The organism is Fibrobacter sp. UWB11, from assembly GCF_900143015.1.
In the GTDB taxonomy this organism is placed as follows: Bacteria; Fibrobacterota; Fibrobacteria; order Fibrobacterales; family Fibrobacteraceae; genus Fibrobacter.
On sequence record NZ_FSRT01000002.1, the window covers coordinates 1 to 24,324 of the forward strand.

The window sequence follows — 24,324 nt, forward strand, 5'->3', positions numbered from 1 at the left end:
CTCTTGATTAATTTGACTTCCAAGAAATTTTCTTGGGCCGTCACTAAGCACATCTCCGATTCCTTCAATCTTCCCGAAAGTCTCGCGGGCTTTCGTTTTACTCTCGATTCTTCGTTTTGACCGTCGTTTCGAGGGTGAGACCAATTATAGAATTTTCAGGAATAAAAACAAGGGGTCATTGGCAAAAAAATTCACTTTTTTTCACTTTTTTCGTTAAAAACGGGTTCTATCCCGTTTCTACATCATGATATTCACATTCTATTCACCACTTTTTTAGGAGACCTCAAAAAGAAAAAGGGCACTTTGCCCTTTTCAAGCCCAATTTTTGGTGAAAAAATTTTTGGAGAGTCCTAAAAACGGCCCTTTTAAGGGGCAACCACCCTATTATGGATGTATTCCAGAGGATTTGTACAGGTATCCAAGTCTACTTCCGTCGATTTGACCTGCCAACGGAACCATGTCAACTGCCTTTTCGCATAATTTCGCGTTTTTCGCTTCACTTCTTCAAGGACTGATTGCACTTGATTGCCGTCTTTTGCACACAAAAGTTCTTTATAACCAAGGCTCTGCCATGCAGGAGCTTCTAGCGGAACCGTTTTTGCCAATTCATGAATTTCATCTAGCCAACCATCTGCAATCATTTGATCCACACGCGTATCAATTCTTGCATAAAGATTTTCACGAGCTCGATTAAGCCAAAACACAGGCAAGACACCAATTCCCCCTTCACGTTCCTTTTGCCATTCCGAGAGTTTGCGGCCTGTCAGCTGGAACACTTCAAGAATACGAATAATGCGCTGAACATTATTCTCTTCGACCTTTTCCATTGCCTCGGGATCCACTTCTTTTGCTTTTTTAAACAAACTATTACTTCCAAACTTTACTGCATCATCTTCGAAAGATTTTCGAATAGACTCATCAATTTTGGGAATCTGCGGAAGTCCTAGCATCAAAGACTGAAGATACAGGCCTGTTCCCCCAACCAAGATGTAATTCTGGTTGGTATTTTCAGACAAAAGTTTTTTCGCATTTGCACAAAAATCGCCCGCAGAATAAACCTTGCGCGGATCAAGAAAATCAATCTGATGGTGTTTCACCCGAAGCATGTCTTCCGTAGAGGGCTGCGCAGTTCCAATGGCAAAACCTTTGTATATCTGACGAGAATCTACGCCGATGATTTCGGCGTTAAAGCGTTCCGCCAGTTCCAGTGAAAGGCGAGACTTGCCAACACCAGTAGCTCCAACAAGTGCAAACAGAATAGGCATACGCGCTCAATGTAGTTATATTTATAGGCGTAATGATTAAGCTTAAACACATTGTCGCACTTTTTTTAGCGTCGGGGATTTTTGCCGGTTTGGCATTTTTTTTGAACAACCAAGATAAGGCGCATCATATTCTCGAAAAAATCGAGGAAACTACCGGTATGCACTCCCCCGAATCAGCTCCGGTTGAAAACGACACAATCCCCTTCGAAAAAGGCTTGCAAGACGAGCTCAAGATTATTTCGTCGACTTATTCCAAACGTTCCAAGCGTACTATTTGGACCCTTGCTCGCGGAAAGACCATCGTTGTCTATCTTATGCAAGCGCAAAAGTTTATCCAGAAGCGCGGAGGAACCGTACTCTTGATGGAAGAACTGAACGACAACCCAAATTCATACCAATCCGCAAAGGTGGATATTTTAACGCCCAAGGGCGATTCGCTTCAGCTGACACTTCAAGTTTCGGACAATATATTCATGAAAAACGCATCGCTCATGTCGATTGCGTTTCAAACAACAAACTTGTCTCATGAGATTATCGAAAAGCTAAACCACCTAGATTTTCCGTTCGACTTACTCGTTCCTCCATTTGGTTTAAACGATGATTTCTACAAAGACCTAAACAAAATAAACAACAAAGAAATTGTTCTATGGCTAGCCATGGAATCAACCAAGTTGAACAAAGTCCACAACAAGCTCCGTCCGCTCCGCATACACCACACCGAAGAACAAATTGAAGAAAACATCAACGATGCAAAGGACGTTCTCCCGAATGCAGCAGGCATAGCAACTCGTTATGGAGAACAGGCGGTCAAGCATAAACAACTTTTGCAAGCTATCTTAAAGCCCACCGAAAAGAAGAACATGTGGTTTTTGGATTTATCCATGGAAGAACGTACGGTCGTTCCGCAAACATGCAAGGACTTTGATATTATCTGTAAAATTGCATTCCCGTATAATCCGGACAATAGTTCTGTCGAAGACTATGTCCACCAGAAACTCAGGGAAGCCCCCAAAAGCGGAACATCTATAATGATTCTCCCGCTGACAGAACAAAATTTGTCTAAAATTGAGGACATTGCCAAAAAAGCTGCCAAGCAAGGCACGACCCTCGTTGACTTATCTACTTTATTCAATTCTAAATAGGAGAGCCTATGTCTATCAAACTCGGTGTAAACGTGGACCACATTGCTACAATCCGTGAAGCCCGTAAAGGCAAGGAACCAGACCCAGTCGCAGCAGCCATGATCGCTGAACTTGCCGGCTGCAACGGCATCACCGCCCATCTCCGTGAAGACAAGCGCCATATCCAGGACCGAGACATCAGACTCCTCCGCGGAACTGTTACGACCAAGCTGAATCTTGAAATGGCACCGACACAAGCAATGGTGCAGTTTGCCATCAACCGCCAACCGGACATGGTCACCCTCGTCCCGGAAGTCCATACCGAACTTTCTACTGAAGACGGCCTTAACGTATCTGCAAAGATTGATGAACTTGCAAAGTACATCATGACGCTTCGCAACAACGATATTCTCGTAAGCGTGTTTATCGATGCCGAAACCGAACAGGTCAAGGCAGCCAAGAAGGTCGGTGCAAATTTTGTTGAATTCAATACAGGCAAATATGCAACGGCATTCGAACTTGGCAGCCGCGAAGAAGTCGACCGTGAAGTTTCTGCATTGCAGGACATGACTGTTCTTGCGCACAAGTATGGTTTGAACGTGCTTGCAGGTCGTGGACTTAATTACAGAAACGTAGAAGCAGTCGCCCAGATTGACGGCATTGACGAAATCATCATCGGACACAGCATCGTAAGCCGCGCCGCACTCGTCGGCATGGAACGCGCTGTAAAAGAAATGATTGAAGCAATTAGAAGTTAGTCACTAGCAGCTAGTCATTGGTTATTAGTCATATCATCGCGCCAAAGGCGCCAAACTTTAAAACTAAAGACCAAGAGCCAATGACCAACAACTAAAATCAATAGTCCCTATATTCCACGTTCTCTAGCACAAGCCCCTGCGGGGGCGCCCATGTGCGCTCGCCTTTAAATTGCTTGGCGAAAATTTGATTGACCGTCCCTTCGGGATAGCGACCTCGCCCAACATCAAAGAGTGTGCCGACCATGGCACGAACTTGGCGATGCAAAAAACGATTCCCTTTAATGTGGAACATGCAGCTCCAGTCGTTCAATCGTTCCAGGCGAAATTCACTTAACGTACAAAGTGTCGATTTTCCGTCGTTACGCGGAATGCAAAAATCAATAAAATCGTGTTCTCCGAGGAACGAGGCGGCTTCACGCCCCATCGCATCGATATCGAGATTGAGAGAACCACATTCCCAGCCAAAGTCACGCATCAACGCAACCGGACGAGTAAAAATCGTGTACTGGTAATAGCGCAATACGGCATCGTAACGCGCATTAAAGTCTGCAGCACAAGGTTCCAAATCACGGATACGGATAAGGCGTTTTGTAAGACCATTAACAGAGCGAACAACCTTCACTGGATCAAGTTCACCGTCAAAATCAAAGTGAACGCACTGTCCACGAGCATGTACGCCCGTATCGGTTCGGCCCGACCCCGTCACGCGGATTGGTGTACGCAAAGCAATCGACAACGCTTCTTCGAGCGTTGATTGCACAGTTACAAAGCGGAGCTTGCCGCCACAATTCTGTTCTTGCCAGCCGTAAAAGGCACTGCCTAGATATTCGCAACGAAAGCGGTAACGCATTAGTTACCTGCTTCTACAGCTTCCTTGATAACAGCCTCGACCTTAGCCTGAGGAATTTTCAACTTCGAAGCAATTGCCGAAGCAGGGAACCCTCTACGAGACATCTGCAAGATCTTGCTATTCACCGAAGATTCTCGATCAAAGCGGTTCATCTCAAGCGGATGAGCGACAGCCGTAGCTACAACTTCGGGTCTCGGTGGGGTTTGTTCCTTTGGATGCGAGACCTTGGATCGGTCATGATGCAGCACGTCAGAAAGCGACTGCATGGCTGAAGTAATACGTTCTCTTGCGGTCGGACGAAGTACAGTCTTTCCGTTAAACGGCGATGTCAAAATGCGATTTTCAGGAACGCCATGTTCATCTTCAAAAGCAGCCTTTGTCGCACCGACACTAGAAGATTCCACATCAGCGCCCGTCTTTGTTTGCATTTCCATCGTTTCACGACGCTTGGCTGCAAATTCCTGAGCTTCGTCGATAATAGATTTTTTCGGGGTATGAACTCGTGTCGTTGTAATCGTTTCGGTATCGTCAACAGCAGGCATCTCACCCGTTTCTTTTGCTTTAGCAAGCGCTTCCATCATTCGAGTTTCAACCACTTTTTTGCGATGGATAAGCACAAGCACGAGAATCACGGCGCAAAGGAGGACCGCAAGTGAGCCTCCGATAATCCAAAGCAAAACGCCACTAGAAAAGCCGCCTACGTTTTCTTCTGATTCTTCAGCATCGCCTTCCGTATTAGAACGCATGGCCGAAAGATCTTCCCAGGCATTGGAAAGCTCATCGCGGATTTTTACCTGAGTATCGACATTGCCCTGTGCATTCCACAATGCAATTTCCAAAGAATCAATTTTGGCACGAGTCTGCATGTATCGGTTAACGTCGAACGAAGTGGACGAACCCGAGAAATCAACTTTGAGATAAACAATTAAGGCGCAGGCCAAAACAAAAAGAACAACTGGAGCAGCATATTTCTTCATGCCCGGAAATCTAGAAATTATTCCCGCAACATTTTCATTTTGAAAGTTTGACACTAAGCAAAACCTCTTTTTAACATACCTATTATTAATTGTAGAAAAATTGCAACGCCTCATTGAGATGTTCACAACACTTTTCAACACGAATCTAGTGAAAAACACCTTTAGGTTACAAACTTTAGATACCTTTATGTTCAAGAACTCTTTGTTCTCCTCCTAACCCCAAAAAAAACACCATAGCCCCAACAGCTTTGGTGTTTTTTCGTTTTTACCGTAATTTCGTGCGCAATCATTCCAATTTATACGGTCTATATACGCACTTTTTCGCCTCTATTCGCTCAAAATGAGACTTTTTGCGAAAAGTTTTTATAGTTTCAAGCTATGCAGCAGCAAGCACTTAGATTGTCCCGTATTACGATTTCGAATCTCCGCTCTATCCAGCGCGAGACGTTTCCGCTTAGTGATTTTACCGCTTTGATTGGCTATAACAATGCCGGAAAAACGAATATTTTGATGGGAATTCGCTGGTTGCTAGCCAATTTTTCGCTGGATATCTCGTATTTTGACGACCCGAACCACCCCGTTGAAGCCGAAGGGATTTTCGAGGGAATTACAGAACAAATTTTAAACCGCCTTGGAGACGAAAAGGCGGCAGAACTCGAGCCGTTCCTTGCAGGCTCCACACTCCGCGTCAAGAAAGTCCAGCGCATCCCGGGCGAGCTCCCCGGCAATATTGAATTTTGGGCATTTAGCCCGTCTAACGGCAAGCGCAAAGGCAAGGACTGGGTCCGTGTCAACGACAAATTCATCGCAGCGTTCAACCGTATATTCCCGGAATCCATCGCAATCTGGGATTTTGAGGGGAACAACGCCTACACAAAGCTCATGCACGAGATTTTCAAGCCACTCGAGCGCAAGTTCGGTGGCGAGCTGAGTCAAGTCATTGAGCAGTTTACAGAATTGCTCGCTCCAGGGAGCGACAAAAGAGCTGATGAAATCCAGGCTTTCGATAGAGAAGTCAACACGGCTCTCCGTCCTCTTTTCCCGAGCGTTAAAGTAGAACTCGACATTCTTGTACCGACTCTTGAGACATTCCTCAAGAGTGCAACGATTAAGGTTGTCGATGAAGATGACGGTTTCGAACGCGACATTTCACGCATGGGTGCGGGTTCGCAACGAGCCATCCAAATGGCGCTTATCCGTTACCTCGCCGAAATCAAAAAGCATCACAACAATCATTATCTGAGCCGCACGCTCATGCTGATTGATTCACCGGAACTGTTCTTGCACCCGCAAGCTGTTGAACTTGTGCGCGTTGCCCTCAAGAACCTTTCGAACGAAGGCTATCAGGTTGTCTTTGCAACTCATTCCGCACAGATGGTCACGAGCGAAGATGTGAGCACATCTCTCTTGATTCGCAAGAATAGGCAACGCGGTACATTTATGCGCAAACGAATGGAGGATGCCGTTCGTCAAGTCGTGAAGGATGCGCCGAGCCAGTTGCAGATGCTGTTTAGTTTGTCTAACAGCAATGAACTTTTATTTGCCGATTATGTGCTGCTTACCGAAGGAAAAACGGAATGGCGAGTACTCCCCGCCCTTTTCGAACGCATTACCGGGCAATCTTTTGCACTTATCAAATGTGCGCTCGTGCGTCAAGGCGGCGTGAGCAATACACGCAAGAGTATGCAGGTTTTGAGCGCGATGGACATTCCCGTGCGAGCCATAGTCGATTTGGACTACGCGTTTACCACGGCAACCCGCGACGGATTTTTGAGCGCTAACGACCCGGACATTACCGAATGTCGCAACTTGTTCCGCGAGCTCGCCTGCCACAACCATTTGCGCTTGGTGAACGGCCTCCCTGTCAACAAGCACAGCAATATCAGTGCCTCTACGGCGTATGCAATGATGGCATCTATGCCCGAAGCTGAACGCCCCATCCGCAATATTCATAACAAGCTTTGTGAGCAAGGCATTTGGGTCTGGACGCGCGGCGCAATCGAAGAGCACCTTGGGCTGAATGGCAAAAACGAGATGGTGTGGCGAAACTTCATTGAACGCAGCAAGTCCAAGAACTTTATCCAGACGCTGCCCGACTACGACGGCATTGAAGCCTTGTGCCAATGGATTATCAACGGGAGCCGCGGGCAATTCTAAGAATTTCACAGCGAAGCAAAAAAAGGAGTGCGCATTTCTGCGACACTCCTTTTTTAATGCCTTGGATCCTATCGCTACGCTCCAGGATGACAAAGTCCGGGGTGACATTCTAGATGTTGTCGATAATCGCGTTGAACGCTTCGACGGGGCGCATCCACTTCTTGAGAAGTTCTGCCTTCGGGATGTAGTAACCACCGATATCGGCAGGCTTACCCTGTTCGGCAGCAAGAGCAGCGACAATTTCCGTTTCCTTTGCGGAGAGAGCAGCGGCGATCGGAGCGAACTTGCCGGCGAGTTCTGCATCGTCCTTCTGAGCGGCGAGAGCCTGAGCCCAGTAGAGAGCGAGGTAGAAGTGGGAACCACGGTTGTCGAGTTCACCGATCTTACGAGCCGGCGTGCGGTTGAATTCGAGAATCTTGCCGTTGGCAGCATCAAGCGTATCGGCCAAGACCTTAGCCTTCTTGTTGCCGTCCTTCAGCGCGACCTGTTCGAATGCAGGCACGAGTGCGAAGTATTCACCGAGAGAATCCCAGCGGAGATAGTTTTCGGCGAGGAACTGTTGCACCTGCTTCGGAGCAGATCCACCTGCACCCGTTTCGTAAAGGCCACCACCAGCCATGAGCGGCACGATGGAGAGCATCTTTGCAGAAGTACCGACTTCGAGAATCGGGAAAAGGTCCGTGAGGTAGTCGCGCATCACGTTGCCCGTCACACCGATAGTATCGAGGCCAGCCTTGGCGCGCTTCATCGTTTCGACGATAGCCTTGCGCGGGCTCATAATCTTGATGTCGAGACCCTTGAGGTCATGTTCCGGCAAGTAGGCTTCGACCTTCTTCTGGATTTCGCGGTCGTGAGCGCGTTCCGGGTCCAGCCAGAAAATCGCGGGCGTGTTGCTGAGGCGGGCGCGCGTCACAGCGAGCTTCACCCAGTCGCGCACCGGAGCGTCCTTCGCCTGGCACATGCGGAAAATGTCGCCCACTTCTACATTCTGCTGCAAGAGCACTTCGCCCTTGCTGTTTACAGCGCGAATAACGCCCTTGCCCTTTGCAACAAACGTCTTGTCGTGGCTGCCGTATTCTTCGGCGCCCTGAGCCATGAGGCCCACGTTCGGCACAGTACCCATCGTCTTCGGGTCGAAAGCGCCGTTCTGCTTGCAGAATTCAATCGTTTCGTCGTAGATTCCAGCGTAGCAGCGGTCCGGAATGCAGGCGACAACTTCTTGAAGCTTGCCTTCCTTGTTCCACATGCAGCCGGAATTGCGGATCATTGCCGGCATCGAAGCGTCGATAATCACGTCGCTCGGCACATGCAAATTCGTAACGCCCTTAGCAGAATCAACCATGGCGAGGTCCGGGCCTGCGGCGAGCGCGGCGTCAATAGCAGCCTTGACTTCGACTTCCTTGGCATTGCCTTCGAGGCGCTTGAACAAGTCACCGAGACCGTTGTTGGCATCGATCCCGAGTTCCTTGAAGAGGTCAGCGTACTTCGTGAACACATCCTTGAAGAACACGCGGACAAAAGCACCGAACAGCACCGGGTCAGAGACCTTCATCATCGTGGCCTTGAGGTGCACGGAGAAGAGGAGGCCCTTGGCCTTGGCTTCCGCCATTGCATTGGCGATGAACTTTTCGAGAGAAGCCATGCGCATGACGGTCGCATCGATGATTTCGCCCTTGAGAAGCGGCTTTGCGGCACGGAGTTCCGTCACAGCACCAGCTTCATCGACAAATTCAATCTTGAAGGAGTCGGCTTCGGCCATCGTGATGGACTTTTCGTTACCGTAGAAGTCATCGGCCTGCATGCTGGCGACATAAGTCTTCACGGATTCGTTCCACACGCCGTTGCTATGCGGATTGTTGCGAGCATAGTTCTTGACAGCATTAGGAGCGCGGCGGTCGGAGTTGCCCTGGCGAAGCACCGGGTTCACGGCAGAGCCCTTCACCTTGTCGTAGCGGGCGCGGATAGCCTTTTCTTCGTCGTTGGCAGGAGCATCCGGATAGTCCGGGAGAGCGTAGCCGTTCTTCTGGAGTTCGGCGATAGCGGCCTTGAGCTGCGGCACCGAGGCAGAAATGTTCGGGAGCTTGATGATGTTTGCATCCGGTTCAAGCGTGAGCTTGCCGAGGAATGCGAGGTCATCCGTCACCGGCTTGCCTGCAAACGTCGTACCCGCCGGGAGCGTGTCCGCGAAAGCGGCAAGAATGCGGCCCGGCAAGGAGATGTTCTTAGTTTCGACATCGATATCTGCAGTCTTTGCGAAAGCAGATACGATAGGAAGCAAAGACTGAGTCGCCAAGAACGGCGACTCGTCCGTAAGGGTGTAATAGATTTTAGTATTCATACGCCCCTAAGATAGAAAATAGCTCATGAAAGTTAAGTTCTATATCTTGGAAATGGGCTAGTCTTTACCTACCAATTTTAAATAGTTATCTTCACCAAAATGTTCTATAAATCTTTCTTTACCACCATACAATTCTACATATCTATCCGTTTCAAACAAAGCAAACCATTCTTCATAATATCTGGACCCATCAAACGAAATTGTCCATTCACCATAAGGTTCTATTTTTTCAAGAGTTTCCGGCTTGTCGCAATTCCAATTATCGCTCACATAAGTCGTTTTAACAATGGGGCGATTCATAACATCCCAATCAGGAGAATCCAGCAACAAAATCATCGAATAGTGGACAGTCGTATCTTCAGGGCAATTTCCACTTTTCACAATATCCGTCACGTAAATTCCGTTTGCATCAAAATTTGTTACAAAATGTCCCTTTGCCCCAACATCTTTCAGAACGATGATGTAGAAAATTTCCGGGGGATACCACTTGAGTCCCTCTAATCCATCCGCCGGATAAGTCGCCAGATTCGGGAAGAATTCAGCCACCAAGGAATCTGGCAATACATAAACACCCTCTTTGCGATATGCATCTGCATTTTTAGTATCGGGCAATGTGTTATAAGCGTAGCCTAAGCTATTAACATGCTTGAGAGCGAGTTCGTCATCTTCTCTTTCTTGATAAACAAAGTTATCGCAATCATCTAACCCTACCGTACTATCAATTATCGAGAATTGCCATCTATAAGCATACATGGAATGCTTTTGAGCCCTACTCCATTCATAAACTAAATTACTAACCCTATTCACACTATCTCTATACAAACTATCCGAGAAAGGATCAATATAGACATAATTTTCATCATCGTAAGGAGCGTATTTTATTGAATCTTCAAGGCACTGAATTTTATACCCTTCGGTATAAGAATTCAATACTTCATCAGGCGTTTTACCTTCAGGAATAAAAGATGCACAAGCTAAACTCAATTGATTCATATTACAGCCATCTCCAAAATCCATGAAAAGGCCGTTTGATGCGTTGCAAGACTGCTTGAATTCTTTTAAGTATTCACCACAAGAGACGCCATACCCAAAAAACTGATTGAATGAAGTCATGCCAATCGATTTTATAACAACAGGAACGCCATCCACATCAGTAATTTTAGCATCAACAACCGTTTCATTGCGGTGAGTACCCAAATAATCATCTGCAAGGCACCTTTTTTCTTCAAATTTGGAACCTTCCCATTTACATCTATGATTGTGTTCATCGTATGACATCGCGAGAAAAACACCTTTTTGATCTTTTCCATTTTCTTGCTTATATGTCACAACATCACAAACCTTACGCCCATCTTTACTTGGATAACTGAAAACCTGATCGTTCTTGACGCTATACGGACGCGTATTGAAATATTCAATATAACGGTGATCAATCTTTGTTATATCAGAACCAAAAATGGCTTTTAAAGAATCAACTTTCGTTGAATCCACCAATGTGTATAGCGAGTTCGCCAAAATGGTTTTCTGCGCTTCAGTCAGCTCAGCCATCGGCGATGTGCTCGGTTCCGTTGTCGCCCCTGTAACATCAGGAGTCGTCGATACCTCCGCACAAGACACCCAAAAAGCGGCAAGTCCACTCACGATTATTTTATTAGCTCTCATCATCTCATTCCTCCTTCCCTTTTGTAAGTGGGAATAGTTGTAAGTTCAATCGATAAACTTTATCGTATTCTTTTTCTTTTGCAGCCATGGCAACCACCTGCTGCCGGAGCGTTTCAAGCTTTTGCACAAGCCACTGGTACGTCGCTTCGGAAATACCAAGCGTCACGCCTGCGATGTGGCGTTTTTCGGGCGGCACTTCGTCAATTGCCTCGGTTGCAAATTTTGACATTTGACGGTTCATGGAACGCAGCGCCAAAGGAATCGCCTCGGAAGATCCCGTCACGACCTTCTCGGTCTGCACATAGGTATCTTCGCCGACCTTCTTTAGGAATTCCGCATGGCACATAAAGTCGAGCGAATGGCGAACTTCGGCGGCACTCACCACTGGGTAGCAGTTACGCGCGAGTTCGAGCGGTTTTGCGCCCGGCATAATCGGAGCAAGTTCACGCAGCACCGGATTTACCCACGATTCGAAATACTTGAACGCCTCGGCATCGACGACTCGTAAGCGGTTTTCCTTTGCGATTTTCTGCATTTCATTAAACGCCTGGATTTTCGTCGCATCGTTCTTGGCATCGCCAAAACGTTCCATCGCAAAGAAATAGTCGCGGTCAGCGCCGGCAAGCTCCATGGCATCGGCCACTTTTCCGACGCCCGTTTTGCTCAAGCGGCTTTTGCCTTCGCACACCAACTGGATGTAGTTTGGCGAAGAGAACCCCGCCAATTTGGAGAATTCACGCCATGAGAACAAAGAACTGCGTTTGCGTTCTTCGTAGAAGTCTCGCATGTATTCTCGGTAGTCTTGATATTCAGTGATTGGTTTCATACCTATAAATTAGTTTTTGCGGCATAGCTCTGCAATAGATTTTATTATACAAAATCAAGATTTTTAAAGAAATTTCATCAATTTTTAGATTTTATAAAAATTTTTAGAAAAATATTATACAGAGCGTATTATAAATAGCCCCATTGTCCAAAGACAACACTTAAAAGAAATTCATAACAAAAATCGGCCTATTATAATGTAAATTATAGAAGCGGTGTGGGTTTAAAAACTCTTCTATAGGTCTTTTTATGAAGAATTTTGGGTTTGGTAACTACAAGTTTTTTGTAGCGGCAATGTCTGTCGCGTCTTTTTCGTTTGCGGCAACCTATACTCCCCCATCAACAGCAGTTTCGAAAATCAACAGCTATCGAGGCTATTCGGAGCTGACCTCGGCGGCATCCGACATGGATATCGACCAGTACACCTACAACATGACCACATGGCAAATCGCAAACGGCGGTTTTTACAAAGCCATGGCCGACAAGTATAAAAGCGCGTATGGCGGCGGTCAAAAATCCGAATGGCAAGCTAAAGGCGGTGGCGACCTCGGCACTATAGACAACAACGCCACCATCCAGGAAATGCGCCTCCTTGCCGTGCGTTACAAGGCGACAACGAACAACAGTTACAAAGCCGCATTTAAGACAAGTTTCAATAAAGCCGTCAATTTTCTTTTGACCATGCAGCGCTCCAAAGGCGGGCTACCGCAAGTTTGGCCCAAGCGCGGCAACTATTCCGACCAAATCACGCTGAATGACAACGCCATGATCCGCGCCATGGTCACGATGATGGATATCGCCAACAAGACAAGTCCATTCGACAGCGACATCATCGACGACGCCACCCGCAGCAAGATGAAATCGGCTCTTGACAAAGCGGTCGATTACTTGCTCAAGGCGCAAATCGTGAACGACGGAAAACTCACGGTATGGTGCGCCCAGCACGACACCAACAGCTTTGCCCCAGTTGGCGCACGAGCCTACGAACTCCCGAGCAAATCTGGCAACGAATCCATGGGCGTTGTGTGGTTTTTGATGAACTGGCCAAACCAAAACGAAGCAATCCAGAAGGCGGTCAAAGGCGCAATCGCTTGGTACAAAAAGAATAAACTAAAAGACAAGGCGTTTAGCAAGACCGCAGGCGTTGTGGACAAGGCGGGTTCATCGCTGTGGTTCCGCTTTTACGAAGTCAACAACGACAACTACTTTTTCTGCGACCGCGATGGTGCTAGCACCAAGACGCAGGACTTCATGAAAATCAGCGAAGAACGCCGCAAGGGCTACCAGTGGGCAGGCGATTACGGCTCTGCAATTCTAGGCACCGAAAATGCATACCTTGAAGCACTCGCCAAGATGGACGACAACTATGTTCCACCTCCGCCAGCACCAGCTATGTGCGGAAACGACACATGCAAAACGTACATTGACGGTGTAGACTTTATCGACATTCAAGGCGTCAAGGAAACAACCAACACGGGATTCGTCGGCGAAGGTTACGCCAACGTTGACAACTCCACAGGAAGCTATGTGACCTACGGCGTCACCGCATTCAAGGAAGGCAAATACACTTTGTTCATCAGCTTTGCAAACGGTGGCGGTTCTGCACGCGGTTACAGCGTTTCTGCAGGAGACAAGACGTTACTTGCAGACGGCAGCATGGAATCGACCGGTGGTTGGACCGAATGGAAAATACAAAAAATCGAAATCGAATTGCCAATGGGCTATAGCGAACTCAAGTTCACAAGCCTTTCGAAAGACGGTATGGCGAACATCGATTACATCGGCTGGATGAACGATGATTTAAAAGTGGGTGAAGTTGAAGTTCCCCGTTCATCAATTGAGGCAATGCGTGCAATTCGCAAAACGCAGCAAGGCAACCGCTACTTTGTAGATTTTAGCAACAAAGCCAATGGCGCAGGGGCTTACTTTATGCGTGGCGGCAATACATTCCGTGTGAATGGGAAAAGTACGAAATAGGAGATTCCCGCTCGGAGTCGGGAATGACAATCCGGAACAAGTCCGGGGTGACAAGCAAAGAAGAGGTCTTATGTTGAATAGTTGGGTTTACAGGTTTGCAGTTTGTATGCCGCTTGCGATGGCGGTAAGTGCGTTCGCCATTACGAAGCACGGGTTTGACTTTGTCTTGGGCGTCGATGGAGATTTTAAGGCGGCTATCGCAAAGGCCTCCTCTTCGGGCGCAAGCGAATCTAACCGTTTTATCTTATTCGTGCCAAATGGTGAATACAACATTACCAAAGTCACCGGCGATGAACACGGCAAAACGACATTCAGCGGCTCGAACATATCCATTATCGGGGAGTCTGTCGACAAGACGATTATCTGGAACACGACCGACACCGAAGGCATCAGCACAACGGCAACGCTGTACTTCCCCAGCAACAAGAACATGTACATGCAGGACATCACCCTGCAAAACAGAAGTTCCGTCAGTTCTTCAAATGCGGCCCGCCAGGTGGCCTTGCAGCAAAACGCAGGAGACAAGTTCATCTACAAGAACGTACGCCTCTTGAGCGGTCAAGATACGTACTACACCAAGAAAGGCCGCACGTATTGGGAAGGTGGCGAAATTGACGGAACCGTAGACTTTATCTGTGGTGGCGGTGACGTATTCTTTGAAGGCACCAAACTCGTGATGACGCGTAACGGCGGCTACATCACTGCATCGCAAAACCCTGACACCTGGGGATACGTCTTTAACAACGCCATCATTGAAGTCAGCAATTCTAGTTTCAACAAGACATTCTATCTCGGGCGTTCTTGGGGCCGCGCAAAAGTGGTCTGGTTGAACACCATCATGCGCGCAGAGCCCAAAGCCGAAGGCTGGGGCCCCGACATGAATTCCGCCCCCGTAGTTTTTGGTGAATACAACAGCAAAAACGGAAGCGGTGGCGCTATCAACACAAGCCAACGCAAAACATATTTTAACGGAGGCAAAGACGCATCGACAGCAACAACACTCAAGACCGTGTGGAATGCAAACGATGCCGCGAAATACACGCTCAAGAATGTACTTGGCGGCAGCGACAACTGGGAACCGAACAAACTCACAGCGCAAGTTTCAGCACCTAAAATTTCTCAGGAAGGCGCCAACATCGTTTGGAACGATGACGACAACGCCATTTGCTGGGCAATCTTTGTGAATGGCAAATACCACAGCAATACCACCACAAATTCCATTGACGTCGGCGGCATCGCCGCAGGTTCCAAAGTTACGGTCCGCGCCGCAAATTCCATGGGCGGCCTCGGTGCAAGCTCCAACGAAATCACCGTCCTCGAAGCAAATGTCACCTACTACAACTTAACAATCAACTCTTCTATTGGCGGCTCCGTTATCGCCTCCCCGAATCGCGAAAAAATTGCAGAAGGCACTTCCGTCACATTTACAGCGAAACCCGCCAGCGGCTGGAAATTTGCAGGATGGACCGGCAAAAGCGCAAGCGATGCCGGCAGCGAAAGCACTTGGAAAACAACGATGACAAAGGACATCGAACTCGGAGCCATCTTTGAAGCCAAGGGCACAGACACTTTCCAGGCCGAAGACGGCATCATCGATAACGCCATCAACGAAAGCACAAACGCAGGCTTTGCTGGCACAGGCTACATCAACTTCGGCACGGGAAAATCGACCGTGCAAATTCCCGTATATGTAGAATACCCAGGCGAATATACAATGGAAATGACATACGCAAACGGCAGCGGCAAAGCTCGCAGCCTCGCCTTCGCAGCCCCCGGCACATGCACCGCAGGCGTTGACGGATGCAAAGGCGCCGAAGTCGTTTCGTTCGAAGCCACCGACAAGTGGACCACATACCAGACAAAAGAATCAACCATTACGCTCCCCAAAGGCGCAAGCTACATCACGTTCTCCATCGTTGATGGCAATGACGGCCCGAACCTCGACCAAATCAAGCTTACCGAAAAGAACGTTGAGAAAAATCCTGTGGCACTCCCCAAGATTAAGCGCACCGACAGTGCTGTTTTGGAATCGCGAATCTACGACACGAAGGGCAATTTGGTCCGCCAAACAAAAGGAAATGCAAACATGGCTGGCCTTACTCCGGGCATTTACATTGTAAGGACCTCCAGCCAAGGTAAATACAAACAAAAAATTGTTCAAGTCCGCTAGAATTTGTTAATTTTAGAGCATGCTTGGAATTGAACAGAAAAAAGGAAATGACGACCAGTTGTGCGGCAGAATGATTGCCTATGCACGCATTTTGCCCTCCCCCGACGCCGAACCTAGCGAAACTCCGTTTAATGACATGATCAAAAACGGGCTTTTGACATTGGAAGGCGATTTTCGTCAGGCAGAACACAAGCCAAGCAGAAGAGAAGTCAACCGCGCCGTCGACGCAAAGTTCAACAATTTTCTCAAAACCATGGAAGAAAACGGTGTTGAACTTCCTGAAAACATAGACGTTGACGCCATGCGCGAACGCCTCCATGAACTTTCGAACATGGAAGTCATCCCCATTCCAGCTCGCATCGGAAACTTCAACAGCGAAGAAGACATTCTCAAAGAAGAAGCCGACATTTACTATATCGGTGAATTCATTGGTGCAAACCAAGCACACTATTGCCTTACGACGCTCCCGATATACTATCAAGCAAAGTACCGCGAACAAGCGAAACGAAGCGAAATGGACATGCTCAACGAAATGCTTTCGCAGTTCGAAGAAGGTGACTTTGTCAATACAGAAGATATCCAGAAAGACACTGAAGAGCTTTTCCCGAAAGGCCTCACGCTCAACACTTTCATGGGCGACCTTTCAAAACTCCTTAACGTGCGCGTGATTCCGTTTTTGCTTGCCTGCGAATCGGACAACGACTACAACACGCAAATTCAACTTTTCTACACGTTCATGAAGGGATACCCCGATCAGAACGACATCGAAAGAATCGATAAGGCTTTGAGAATTCTGCGCAAACAAAGCGATTCCATCGAAGCCCGCAACTTGCTCGAGCTCAGCTGCCAAAGAATCAGCGCTATCTACAACGAAAATTCGCAACTCGCAAACGAACTCGGGAAGCAGATTCAAGCAATCGAAGGCATTTAATTAAGACTTCTAAAAAAAAAGCGGCGCGGATGCGTCGCTCATTTTTATAATGAAGATGCCCGCTCGGTGGCGGGACTAGCACAATTTTTATTCTTTCACCAAGAAGCCGACCGTTGACTTTTCACGGACAAACGTTTTCTTGGCAACATTCTGGACATCAGCGACATTCACCTTATCCAAATTATCTGCCCAATTGATGAAATAGCGATAATCGCCGTAAACTTCATACCAACCAAGCATGGTTGCCACATTTTCCATATCGGTCAAACTGCGGATAAGGCCTGCATAGGCGCGATTTTTTACCTTCTGGAACTCACGTTCACTCACTTGTTCTTTCTTGAGTTTTTCGAGTTCTTCCCACACGATTTTCTCGACCTTTTCGCGGTTGGCATCGGGGCGGAGGTTCACGCGGACCGAGAACTCAGAAACATACTTGTTCGGGCTATTGCTTGCGCTTACGCCAACAGCAAGTTTTTCTTCTTCGACAAGGCGCTTGTAAAGGCGGCCAGAACGTCCGTTTAAAACGCCTTCAGCAATATCGAGCGCATAGAGCGTGCTATCACCAACTGCCGGAGTCTTGAAGACGAGCGTGTACAAATTCGGAGCGTCCTTACGCTTTACGATCAAACGCTTTTCGCCCGCCTGTTCCGGATCGCGCACCGTAAGTGCCGGGAACGAATCGCCCGTCGGAATCGGTCCAAAATATTTCTTGACAAGAGACATCGCTTCAAGCGTATCCAAATCACCAGCCATCACGAGAATAGCATTACGCGGTTTGTAATACTTGCGGTAATGTTCATCGGCCTGTTCTCGCGTCAAGTTTTCAATATCGCTAGGCCAGCCAATGGTCGGCACGCGGTACGGGAACGCCTCATAAATCATAGAATTGAGCGTTTCGTAAAAGCGGCCTGTCGGACGGTCATCATAGCGCATGCGGCGTTCTTCACGCACAACAGAGCGTTCCGAATAGAACTCACGCAAAACGGCGTTCTGCATGCGGTCGGATTCGAGCCACATGAAGAGTTCCATCTTGTTCTTGGGGAGCGTGACCGTATAAGCCGTCAGCAAGTCACTCGTAAATGCATTAAGCCCTGTGCCACCTGCAGCCTGATAAGCGCCCCAAAGTTCATCCTTCACAAAAATCTTGCGGTGTTCATTCACCACGGAATCGTGTTCAGCCGTAAGCTTTTTAACAAGCGCTGTGTCACCCGCCTGCTTTGCAGGACGGATTAGAGCTTGCAAGGAATCTTGAGTCGCCATGAATTTGGCATCGGCAATGCTATCCGAGATGCCGACTTTTTTGGTACCCTTGAACAATTCATGTTCCAAAATGTGGGCAAGTCCCGATTTACCCGGAACTTCGTGAACAGAACCGGTCACATAAAACAAACGGAAGCTCACCGTAGGTGCCTGCTTGTTGGGGTATAAAAGCACCGTAAGTCCGTTATCCAGAATTTCCTTATGTACGGGCAAATTTACAGCAGCTTTAGACGTTCCGGCAAGCAACGCAGGAACCAAAGCGCAACTTAAAGCAATTCGAGCGAAAAGTTTTTTCATGATAGATAATTTACTAAAAAAAATATGGAGATTTTTTCTCCATACGCGAAAGACAATAAAAAAGGGGGCTTTCGCCCCTAGTTTACTTCACTTTAATCTTTTTCGATTTCACGACTTGCCCATTCAATTCGAGCACAGCAATCACAAGCGCTTTTCCACGCAGATTATCCATGTGAACTTCGCAGTATTTGTCGGCAAACGATTTCTTCATAAGAAGAGTTCCGTTTACATCGAACAAAGCAACCGTTTTAAGTCCATCTATATCTGCATGGACCTTCAAAGCTCGGTCAGCAACAGAGAATTGAACTGCAGACGGAACTATGTTTTGCGTTGCAAACATAAATGGTTCTGATGACGAACTCAAGTCTTTTGAAGTACTAGAAATAACGTTAGAAGAAGAAGACTTCGCCTTACTGCTAGACGACACAGACGAAGAACTTACGCTTGAAGAACTCGAAGCAGGCTTGCTCGAAGAAGAAACCGCCTTGCTTGAAGAAGAACGAACGGCACTAGAAGAAGATGCCGGTGAAACTGGAGATACTCGGCTTCCGCGAGTTTTGAATTCCACATGGTCATCTACAATTTTTATATCATAAACTTCAAGTCCAAGACTATCACCACCCCATGTCACAAAGCCATTATAGCTATTAACGCCCCTACTCGTCGGGAAAGCATCATCTTTAGCACTGTAGACATCCGCTTTACCATCAGCTTCAACTAAATCGACTTTCATGGGATCCGTGGTATTGACTTCGTTGTACATCCAAGAATATCTGTCATAATTGATATGCCAAATCAACAAACCCTGATTCGGAAGACCCTCGTCAAAATCTTGTTTTAAACGGAAATCGACAAAATAGTATTCAGCATCGTTTTTCGAGGTCAGTACAAGACCATCATTTTCTTGAATAGTCTTCAAAACAAAAGTCGTATCCGAAATTTCTAACCGGCGCGGTTCAAGCCAACCTAAACTAAAGCGTTCAAAAGCGGACAAATTCGCAGGCGAGCACGAAGTCGACTTATACTTATTTTGCGGACAGTTATAAGAACCTGCATCCATCAAGTCCCAAGCGCCCGGCGTATAACGAACCTTCGTACGCGTGTCATTGACATAGACATCATAGTGGTCCTGCAAGCCAAGGACATGGCTAAACTCATGGCAGAATGTTCCAATACCATTTAATGCATCTGTACTTTTCCGGTACAAATAGGCCTGACCATCTATTTCAGGAGAACAGGCGTAACGATACATGGACATATTGCGCGTAAGACGCTTGCTTACATTATAAGAATGTGGCCAAATAGCGGATTGCACATCCGTATCAGCCGAACCGACACCTGCATAAATCATGTAGACAAAATCTACAATTCTATCGTTGTCACTATCGTAAGGCGTAAAATCGACACCAGCTGCCACAAGCGAATCCATAGCTTCACTGACGGCATTGACAGCTCCTGCCGCTATATTATTGGGGTCAACCAAAGCGCCATAGGAATCGCGAGTACCCTTAAGGGTTATAGGTCCATACACATCAAATGTAGGACGATATTTTCCAGAAGAATTCAAAATAAAAAAGTCTCGCGCGCTACCTTTCATAAAGTAATTCGAATAGCCCTCTTTATTAAGGAAATCGTGGTATTCCTCATAGGCATTATCGCGCTTAAACTTTACATCGCTAAACTGGACAAGAATAACAAGCCCGCGAACATCACCTTCTTTTTTGACGTTATTCACAGACGGGCGCATCGGGGTATTGGTATTTTGGGTTGTCCGCCCTCCCCAAGCATTAGCCTTCATGGGAGACGAGGACTGGAGCACCTGAGGCTCGGAAGAGCGCTGTTCCTCCAACTGTTTTAGGCGTTTTTCGCGAAAATTTTCAAGAATTTGACGAGAATTGCGTTTTTTGAGGAAATTTTTCTCTTTGGCACCACGTTTGGACTTGGCATGGACCCTCATCCCCGTCTTTTTGCCATGTTCGTCGGCATAATTCCAATAGCCGCTGGAGTCACGTACCACAAGTACGCTATCATCTCCAGTAACGGTGTAATTAAAGTGTTCGTTTCCGACCTTTCTAATCTGCACAACGGAACCATCAGGCTGCGTTGAATTGATTAAAAACGGTGCAGCTTTAACGGCCCACACAGATGCGGTACCGACTAAAGACCCAATCAATATACACTTCCACCAACTCATATTATAAACATATATTCTGATGGCGGATTTAGCAAAACAACAATAAGTTTTTTACATGTTTTTCGTTGACAGAACGCCAAAAATTAGCAACAGCCGATACAAAAACTTACATTTTTGACAGTGCAAGAAGCGCTCCGCCGCATAAAATCACAGAAACGGCAATCGCAAGCTTGATTCGTTCCGGTTTTGTCGGATATTCACCGAAAACGACCACGCCCCAAAGCAAGTTCACCAAAAGGTTCAACTGCGTCAGCGGATAGCCCACGGCATACCCCAAGGAGCCCTTCGTGTCGATAGCCCAGAAGCAGCCATGCTGCCCGACAACCCACAAAATGCCCATGAGCATGGAAGAAATCGAAGGAGCCAAGCCATATTCAAAAAGGGCACGGCGCTTTATACACAAAATTGCAACCAAAAGTTCTGCGGCTACGAAAATACCTATAGAGAACGAGCTCATGAACTCGAGTATAGGAACTTCGGCAAACTTGTACGGTATGAGGTAAAGACCAAAAATGAGACCGCCCAAAAGAGAACGCCAATTTCTAAAAATATTCCCCTGCGGAGGAGCAAGCCTACTCAAACCAAAAAGCAACAGAAGAATTGCCGGAATTGAAAAGTAAAGTAACGTCGATTCCGAGAAAACAAGCACGCCACTTATAAATGAAGCAAGAATGCTCACGCCCATCGAGCGCACACCGGCACCTGTCAAGTCCTGTTCGGCCTTTACGGCCCAAAAGCAGAACGCCCCCGCACATACCCAGAAGAACCCGCAAAGGAGGCCCACCGGCAAAACACACAGCGTGTCCGTTGCAATCGAAATGGCAAGTTGGCCAAGGAACATACCCAAAGCCATGCAAGAGAGGTACGCCCAAGACGAGAACTTGGACCAAGCCTTGAGAGGGACCATGTAAGTGCCGAACGCAAATACGGCTAAAACGAGACCAACGTAACTATTTCCCAATGCAGAACCCCGCAAATATTTTTTGTAAAACGTCTTCGGACGAAATTTCGCCCGTTATACTTTGGAGAGACCGGCGCACCAGTTGCATTTCAAACGCAATAAGTTCCACCGCCGGATTCGTACGAATAAGAGAAAGCGTACGGTCGATGCCCGCGAGAGCATCTTCGAGGCAGTTCTTTTCGCGCTCGCTCGTAATCCAGAGGTCTTCGGAATTTTCCATTTTCTTGAAAAGAGCGGCATTCATCTTTTGGCGAAGTTCCGCGAGACCATCGCCCGTTTTCGAGGAAATGTGAAGGTTTCCGTCCTGCTGAGATGCGCGCAAGTCCGATTTCGAAATGACGACAAGGTCCGGTTGGATTGCTTCCGCCACGCTCTGCTCGCGGCAGGCTCCACTATCGTTCCTCGCAATGACGTTGTTTCCATCCACGACAAGAATCTTCATGTCAGCTTCAGCGAGGATTTCCTTGCTCTTTTCCATACTGAGCGCATCGAGCGCATCAGAAGCCTTGTCCGCGATACCCGCGGTATCAATCAAGCGGATTTCACCGCCATCCAAGAACAGGCGAACTTCAACAAAATCACGGGTCGTGCCCGGAATATCGCTCACCAAAATTCGATCTTCGCCAAGAAGTGCGTTTACAAGGCTCGATTTGCCCGCATTCGGAGCGCCGTACAAAACAGCAAGCGGCAAACGGCTCACATTGGCTTTTTCCTTGAAGCTTTTCAATATAGATTGCACACTTTCGCGAATCGCTTCAATCTTTGTGCCCCAAGTTGAGTAATCCGGGTCGGCCTCTTCTTCGGCAAAATCAACATCAAGTTCGAGACGCGCCGAAATGTCCATGACCTGTTCCGTGAGCGTCTTGACCTTTTTCGAGAGCGCACCGCCGAGCAAACGATGGGCATTCTTAAGCTCATCACGATTTGCACTATGGATCACATCCGCGACAGATTCTGCTTGCACCAAGTCCATGCGACCATTCAAAAACGCACGGCGCGTATATTCACCGGGTTCCGCAAGACGCACGCATTCAACACTCTTGATGACCTGAATCAGTTCGCGAACGATAATCGGGTTTCCGTGCGGATAAAGTTCCAGCACGTCTTCGCCAGTATAGGAATTTGGACCTTCGAAAAAGATGTACAGGAGGCTATCGATAACCTGGGCCGTTTTCCGGTCGCCATTCACGATAGTTCGGTAATCCCTTGCCGTTGCAAGTCTCGCTTCGCGAGCCTTTAAATTTTTTATCGCAGATTCGCCAAACAATAACCGAATTACATCACGCACTTTGGAACCGCTTACGCGGATTGCGGCAACGGCACTCACGCCGGCCGGCGTCATCGGGGCAACAATCGTTTGAGAATCCATGAAGAAAAAGATAGTAATTAGCAGTTAGTCATTGGTCATTAGTCTTTGGTCGTTAGATAATAATCGCTCCCTCACCCACATTCTTTCGTCTCTCGTCTGTAGCGAGCCTGCGAGCGGTCTCTCATCTAATTACTAAATTCTCTAACAACTAATAACTATTAACTAGCAACTACGATATGAGCAACTTCAAACTTATTTCCCGTCCTTTGGGCACTGTGCAGTGCTACGTTTTGCAGCGCGACGACGGCGCTGAATTTGAAATTTTAAGCGGATACGGTGCAGGCCTCAACGCCTGGCGCATTCCCGACAGCAAGAGCGGTAAACTTGCCGACCTCCTTTTCGGCTACCGCGAAGGCGATGACATTTACAAAATGGGGCCCGACACAAACGCCGGTTGCCGACTCGCCCCCTTCCCGGGACGCGTGGCCTATGCCAAGTTCAATTGGAACGGGAGCGTTTACCAGCTCGTGAACAACGTGAGCTGGGCCCCGCACGCGCTCCATGGATTCTTGCAAAACAAAGAATGGAAGTTCGTGAGTTTCGAAAGCGATAACGAAAAATGCACGGCAACATTCGGCATCGACTGGCCGGGTGCATTTACCGGATTCCCATTCCCCTTCCGCGCCATTAACAAGATTACGTTCACCGGCGAAAGTTACAGTGTCGAATCGACCGTCACGAACATCGGCAAGGGCGACCTCCCCTATTCCGAAGGTTGGCACCCCTATTACACGCTCGGCGAAAAAATCAACAATCTCGTCATGAAGCTCCCCGAAACGGACCTCGCCCTCCTCGACAAAGCCGATATTCCGACAGGTGAATTCAAACCGGATACCCGTTTTGTAGGCGGCCGGCTCATCAACGAAGAATTCATCAACGACTGCTTCGTTCTCAAAAATGAGCAAAATTTTGAGAACATTTTAGCCACCACGGAACTCAAAAGCGATTCCAAAACTCTCCAAATTTGGCAAAAAGCCGGTAAAGAACAATATAACACCATCCAGATTTATACTCCACCCGACCGCATGAGCATCGCCATCGAACCGATGACCGCGGAACCCGATACTTTAAACCATCACAGAGGTTTAATCGTTATCAAGCCGGGTGAATCTCGTACATTCAGTTTTGGGGCAAGTATCCAGAAAAACGCCTAAAAACGCTCAAAAACACCCTTATATTTTCTATAAACATATTTTTTCCTTTCCAAGCAAA

At 47.6% G+C, this 24,324-nt stretch carries 17 protein-coding genes; 7 read left to right on the plus strand and 10 right to left on the minus strand.

The window, feature by feature from the left end:
• Positions 1-365: 365 nt before the first annotated feature.
• A complete protein-coding gene (miaA, locus tag BUQ91_RS08705) occupies positions 366-1,265 on the minus strand; it encodes a tRNA (adenosine(37)-N6)-dimethylallyltransferase MiaA (RefSeq protein WP_074208969.1) in 900 nt (299 codons plus the stop codon).
• Between the two features lie 32 nt (positions 1,266-1,297).
• On the opposite strand from miaA, the gene BUQ91_RS08710 reads away from it, so the two are divergent.
• On the plus strand, positions 1,298-2,407 hold the full coding sequence (locus BUQ91_RS08710) for a divergent polysaccharide deacetylase family protein (protein WP_072827990.1): 1,110 nt from the start codon (positions 1,298-1,300) through the stop codon (positions 2,405-2,407).
• An 8-nt stretch (positions 2,408-2,415) separates the two neighbouring features.
• Entirely contained in the window at positions 2,416-3,144 is a 729-nt protein-coding gene (locus BUQ91_RS08715) for a pyridoxine 5'-phosphate synthase (protein ID WP_072827989.1), read from the plus strand.
• Positions 3,145-3,241: 97 nt separating this feature from the next.
• Here the strand turns inward: BUQ91_RS08715 and truA are convergent, their stop codons facing one another.
• On the minus strand, positions 3,242-3,994 hold the full coding sequence (gene truA, locus BUQ91_RS08720) for a tRNA pseudouridine(38-40) synthase TruA (RefSeq protein ID WP_074208970.1): 753 nt from the start codon (positions 3,992-3,994) through the stop codon (positions 3,242-3,244).
• Positions 3,994-4,971: a hypothetical protein gene (locus BUQ91_RS08725; RefSeq protein WP_254842300.1), complete on the minus strand. Its 978-nt coding sequence runs from the start codon at positions 4,969-4,971 to the stop codon at positions 3,994-3,996. The genes truA and BUQ91_RS08725 overlap by 1 nt, the downstream gene beginning before the upstream one ends.
• 378 nt (positions 4,972-5,349) lie before the next feature.
• On the opposite strand from BUQ91_RS08725, the gene BUQ91_RS08730 reads away from it, so the two are divergent.
• Positions 5,350-7,128, plus strand: coding sequence for an ATP-dependent nuclease (locus BUQ91_RS08730; RefSeq protein WP_074208972.1), 1,779 nt, complete (start codon positions 5,350-5,352; stop codon positions 7,126-7,128).
• A 109-nt stretch (positions 7,129-7,237) separates the two neighbouring features.
• On the opposite strand, the gene BUQ91_RS08735 is transcribed toward BUQ91_RS08730, so the two are convergent.
• The 3 genes from BUQ91_RS08735 to BUQ91_RS08745 are packed head-to-tail and all read right to left on the minus strand — an operon-like array spanning position 7,238 to position 11,954.
• Positions 7,238-9,466, minus strand: a complete 2,229-nt coding sequence (locus BUQ91_RS08735) for an NADP-dependent isocitrate dehydrogenase (protein ID WP_074208973.1) — start codon at positions 9,464-9,466, stop codon at positions 7,238-7,240.
• A gap of 57 nt (positions 9,467-9,523) precedes the next feature.
• Positions 9,524-11,131, minus strand: coding sequence for a hypothetical protein (locus BUQ91_RS08740; protein WP_072827984.1), 1,608 nt, complete (start codon positions 11,129-11,131; stop codon positions 9,524-9,526).
• A gap of 1 nt (position 11,132) precedes the next feature.
• Complete coding sequence (locus BUQ91_RS08745; protein ID WP_074208974.1) at positions 11,133-11,954, minus strand: TIGR02147 family protein; 822 nt, start codon at positions 11,952-11,954, stop codon at positions 11,133-11,135.
• A 248-nt stretch (positions 11,955-12,202) separates the two neighbouring features.
• Here BUQ91_RS08745 and pelA point away from each other — a divergent pair, with 248 nt between their 5' ends.
• The 3 genes from pelA to BUQ91_RS08760 all read left to right on the plus strand — a co-directional run bounded on the left by pelA (position 12,203) and on the right by BUQ91_RS08760 (position 17,031).
• Complete coding sequence (gene pelA, locus BUQ91_RS08750) at positions 12,203-13,930, plus strand: pectate lyase (protein ID WP_074208975.1); 1,728 nt, start codon at positions 12,203-12,205, stop codon at positions 13,928-13,930.
• Between the two features lie 70 nt (positions 13,931-14,000).
• The gene (locus BUQ91_RS08755; RefSeq protein ID WP_074208976.1) at positions 14,001-16,100 is read left to right on the plus strand and encodes a pectinesterase family protein; all 2,100 of its coding nucleotides are present in this window, start codon (positions 14,001-14,003) and stop codon (positions 16,098-16,100) included.
• A 19-nt stretch (positions 16,101-16,119) separates the two neighbouring features.
• Positions 16,120-17,031, plus strand: a complete 912-nt coding sequence (locus tag BUQ91_RS08760; RefSeq protein WP_074208977.1) for a hypothetical protein — start codon at positions 16,120-16,122, stop codon at positions 17,029-17,031.
• A gap of 87 nt (positions 17,032-17,118) precedes the next feature.
• Here the strand turns inward: BUQ91_RS08760 and BUQ91_RS08765 are convergent, their stop codons facing one another.
• From BUQ91_RS08765 to mnmE, 4 genes are all read right to left on the minus strand, one after another.
• The gene (locus BUQ91_RS08765) at positions 17,119-18,588 is read right to left on the minus strand and encodes a M16 family metallopeptidase (protein ID WP_074208978.1); all 1,470 of its coding nucleotides are present in this window, start codon (positions 18,586-18,588) and stop codon (positions 17,119-17,121) included.
• A gap of 82 nt (positions 18,589-18,670) precedes the next feature.
• Positions 18,671-20,782, minus strand: coding sequence for a M6 family metalloprotease domain-containing protein (locus BUQ91_RS08770; protein WP_074208979.1), 2,112 nt, complete (start codon positions 20,780-20,782; stop codon positions 18,671-18,673).
• A gap of 106 nt (positions 20,783-20,888) precedes the next feature.
• The gene (locus tag BUQ91_RS08775) at positions 20,889-21,743 is read right to left on the minus strand and encodes a GRP family sugar transporter (protein WP_254842301.1); all 855 of its coding nucleotides are present in this window, start codon (positions 21,741-21,743) and stop codon (positions 20,889-20,891) included.
• On the minus strand, positions 21,733-23,112 hold the full coding sequence (gene mnmE, locus BUQ91_RS08780) for a tRNA uridine-5-carboxymethylaminomethyl(34) synthesis GTPase MnmE (protein ID WP_074208980.1): 1,380 nt from the start codon (positions 23,110-23,112) through the stop codon (positions 21,733-21,735). Before mnmE ends, BUQ91_RS08775 begins: the two co-directional genes overlap by 11 nt.
• 176 nt (positions 23,113-23,288) lie before the next feature.
• Between mnmE and BUQ91_RS08785 the strand changes: the two genes are divergently transcribed.
• Complete coding sequence (locus BUQ91_RS08785; RefSeq protein WP_074208981.1) at positions 23,289-24,266, plus strand: aldose 1-epimerase; 978 nt, start codon at positions 23,289-23,291, stop codon at positions 24,264-24,266.
• Positions 24,267-24,324: the final 58 nt, after the last annotated feature.

Coding starts and splice junctions, on each gene's coding strand:
- BUQ91_RS08770 (WP_074208979.1), bottom strand. CDS start 20,782: ATGAGTTGGTGGAAGTGTATATTGATTGGGTCTTTAGTCGGTACCGCA.
- BUQ91_RS08765 (WP_074208978.1), bottom strand. CDS start 18,588: ATGAAAAAACTTTTCGCTCGAATTGCTTTAAGTTGCGCTTTGGTTCCT.
- BUQ91_RS08740 (WP_072827984.1), bottom strand. CDS start 11,131: ATGATGAGAGCTAATAAAATAATCGTGAGTGGACTTGCCGCTTTTTGG.
- BUQ91_RS08745 (WP_074208974.1), bottom strand. CDS start 11,954: ATGAAACCAATCACTGAATATCAAGACTACCGAGAATACATGCGAGAC.
- truA (WP_074208970.1), bottom strand. CDS start 3,994: ATGCGTTACCGCTTTCGTTGCGAATATCTAGGCAGTGCCTTTTACGGC.
- BUQ91_RS08785 (WP_074208981.1), top strand. CDS start 23,289: ATGAGCAACTTCAAACTTATTTCCCGTCCTTTGGGCACTGTGCAGTGC.
- BUQ91_RS08755 (WP_074208976.1), top strand. CDS start 14,001: ATGTTGAATAGTTGGGTTTACAGGTTTGCAGTTTGTATGCCGCTTGCG.
- BUQ91_RS08735 (WP_074208973.1), bottom strand. CDS start 9,466: ATGAATACTAAAATCTATTACACCCTTACGGACGAGTCGCCGTTCTTG.
- miaA (WP_074208969.1), bottom strand. CDS start 1,265: ATGCCTATTCTGTTTGCACTTGTTGGAGCTACTGGTGTTGGCAAGTCT.
- BUQ91_RS08730 (WP_074208972.1), top strand. CDS start 5,350: ATGCAGCAGCAAGCACTTAGATTGTCCCGTATTACGATTTCGAATCTC.
- BUQ91_RS08715 (WP_072827989.1), top strand. CDS start 2,416: ATGTCTATCAAACTCGGTGTAAACGTGGACCACATTGCTACAATCCGT.
- BUQ91_RS08710 (WP_072827990.1), top strand. CDS start 1,298: ATGATTAAGCTTAAACACATTGTCGCACTTTTTTTAGCGTCGGGGATT.
- mnmE (WP_074208980.1), bottom strand. CDS start 23,112: ATGGATTCTCAAACGATTGTTGCCCCGATGACGCCGGCCGGCGTGAGT.
- BUQ91_RS08760 (WP_074208977.1), top strand. CDS start 16,120: ATGCTTGGAATTGAACAGAAAAAAGGAAATGACGACCAGTTGTGCGGC.
- pelA (WP_074208975.1), top strand. CDS start 12,203: ATGAAGAATTTTGGGTTTGGTAACTACAAGTTTTTTGTAGCGGCAATG.
- BUQ91_RS08725 (WP_254842300.1), bottom strand. CDS start 4,971: ATGAAGAAATATGCTGCTCCAGTTGTTCTTTTTGTTTTGGCCTGCGCC.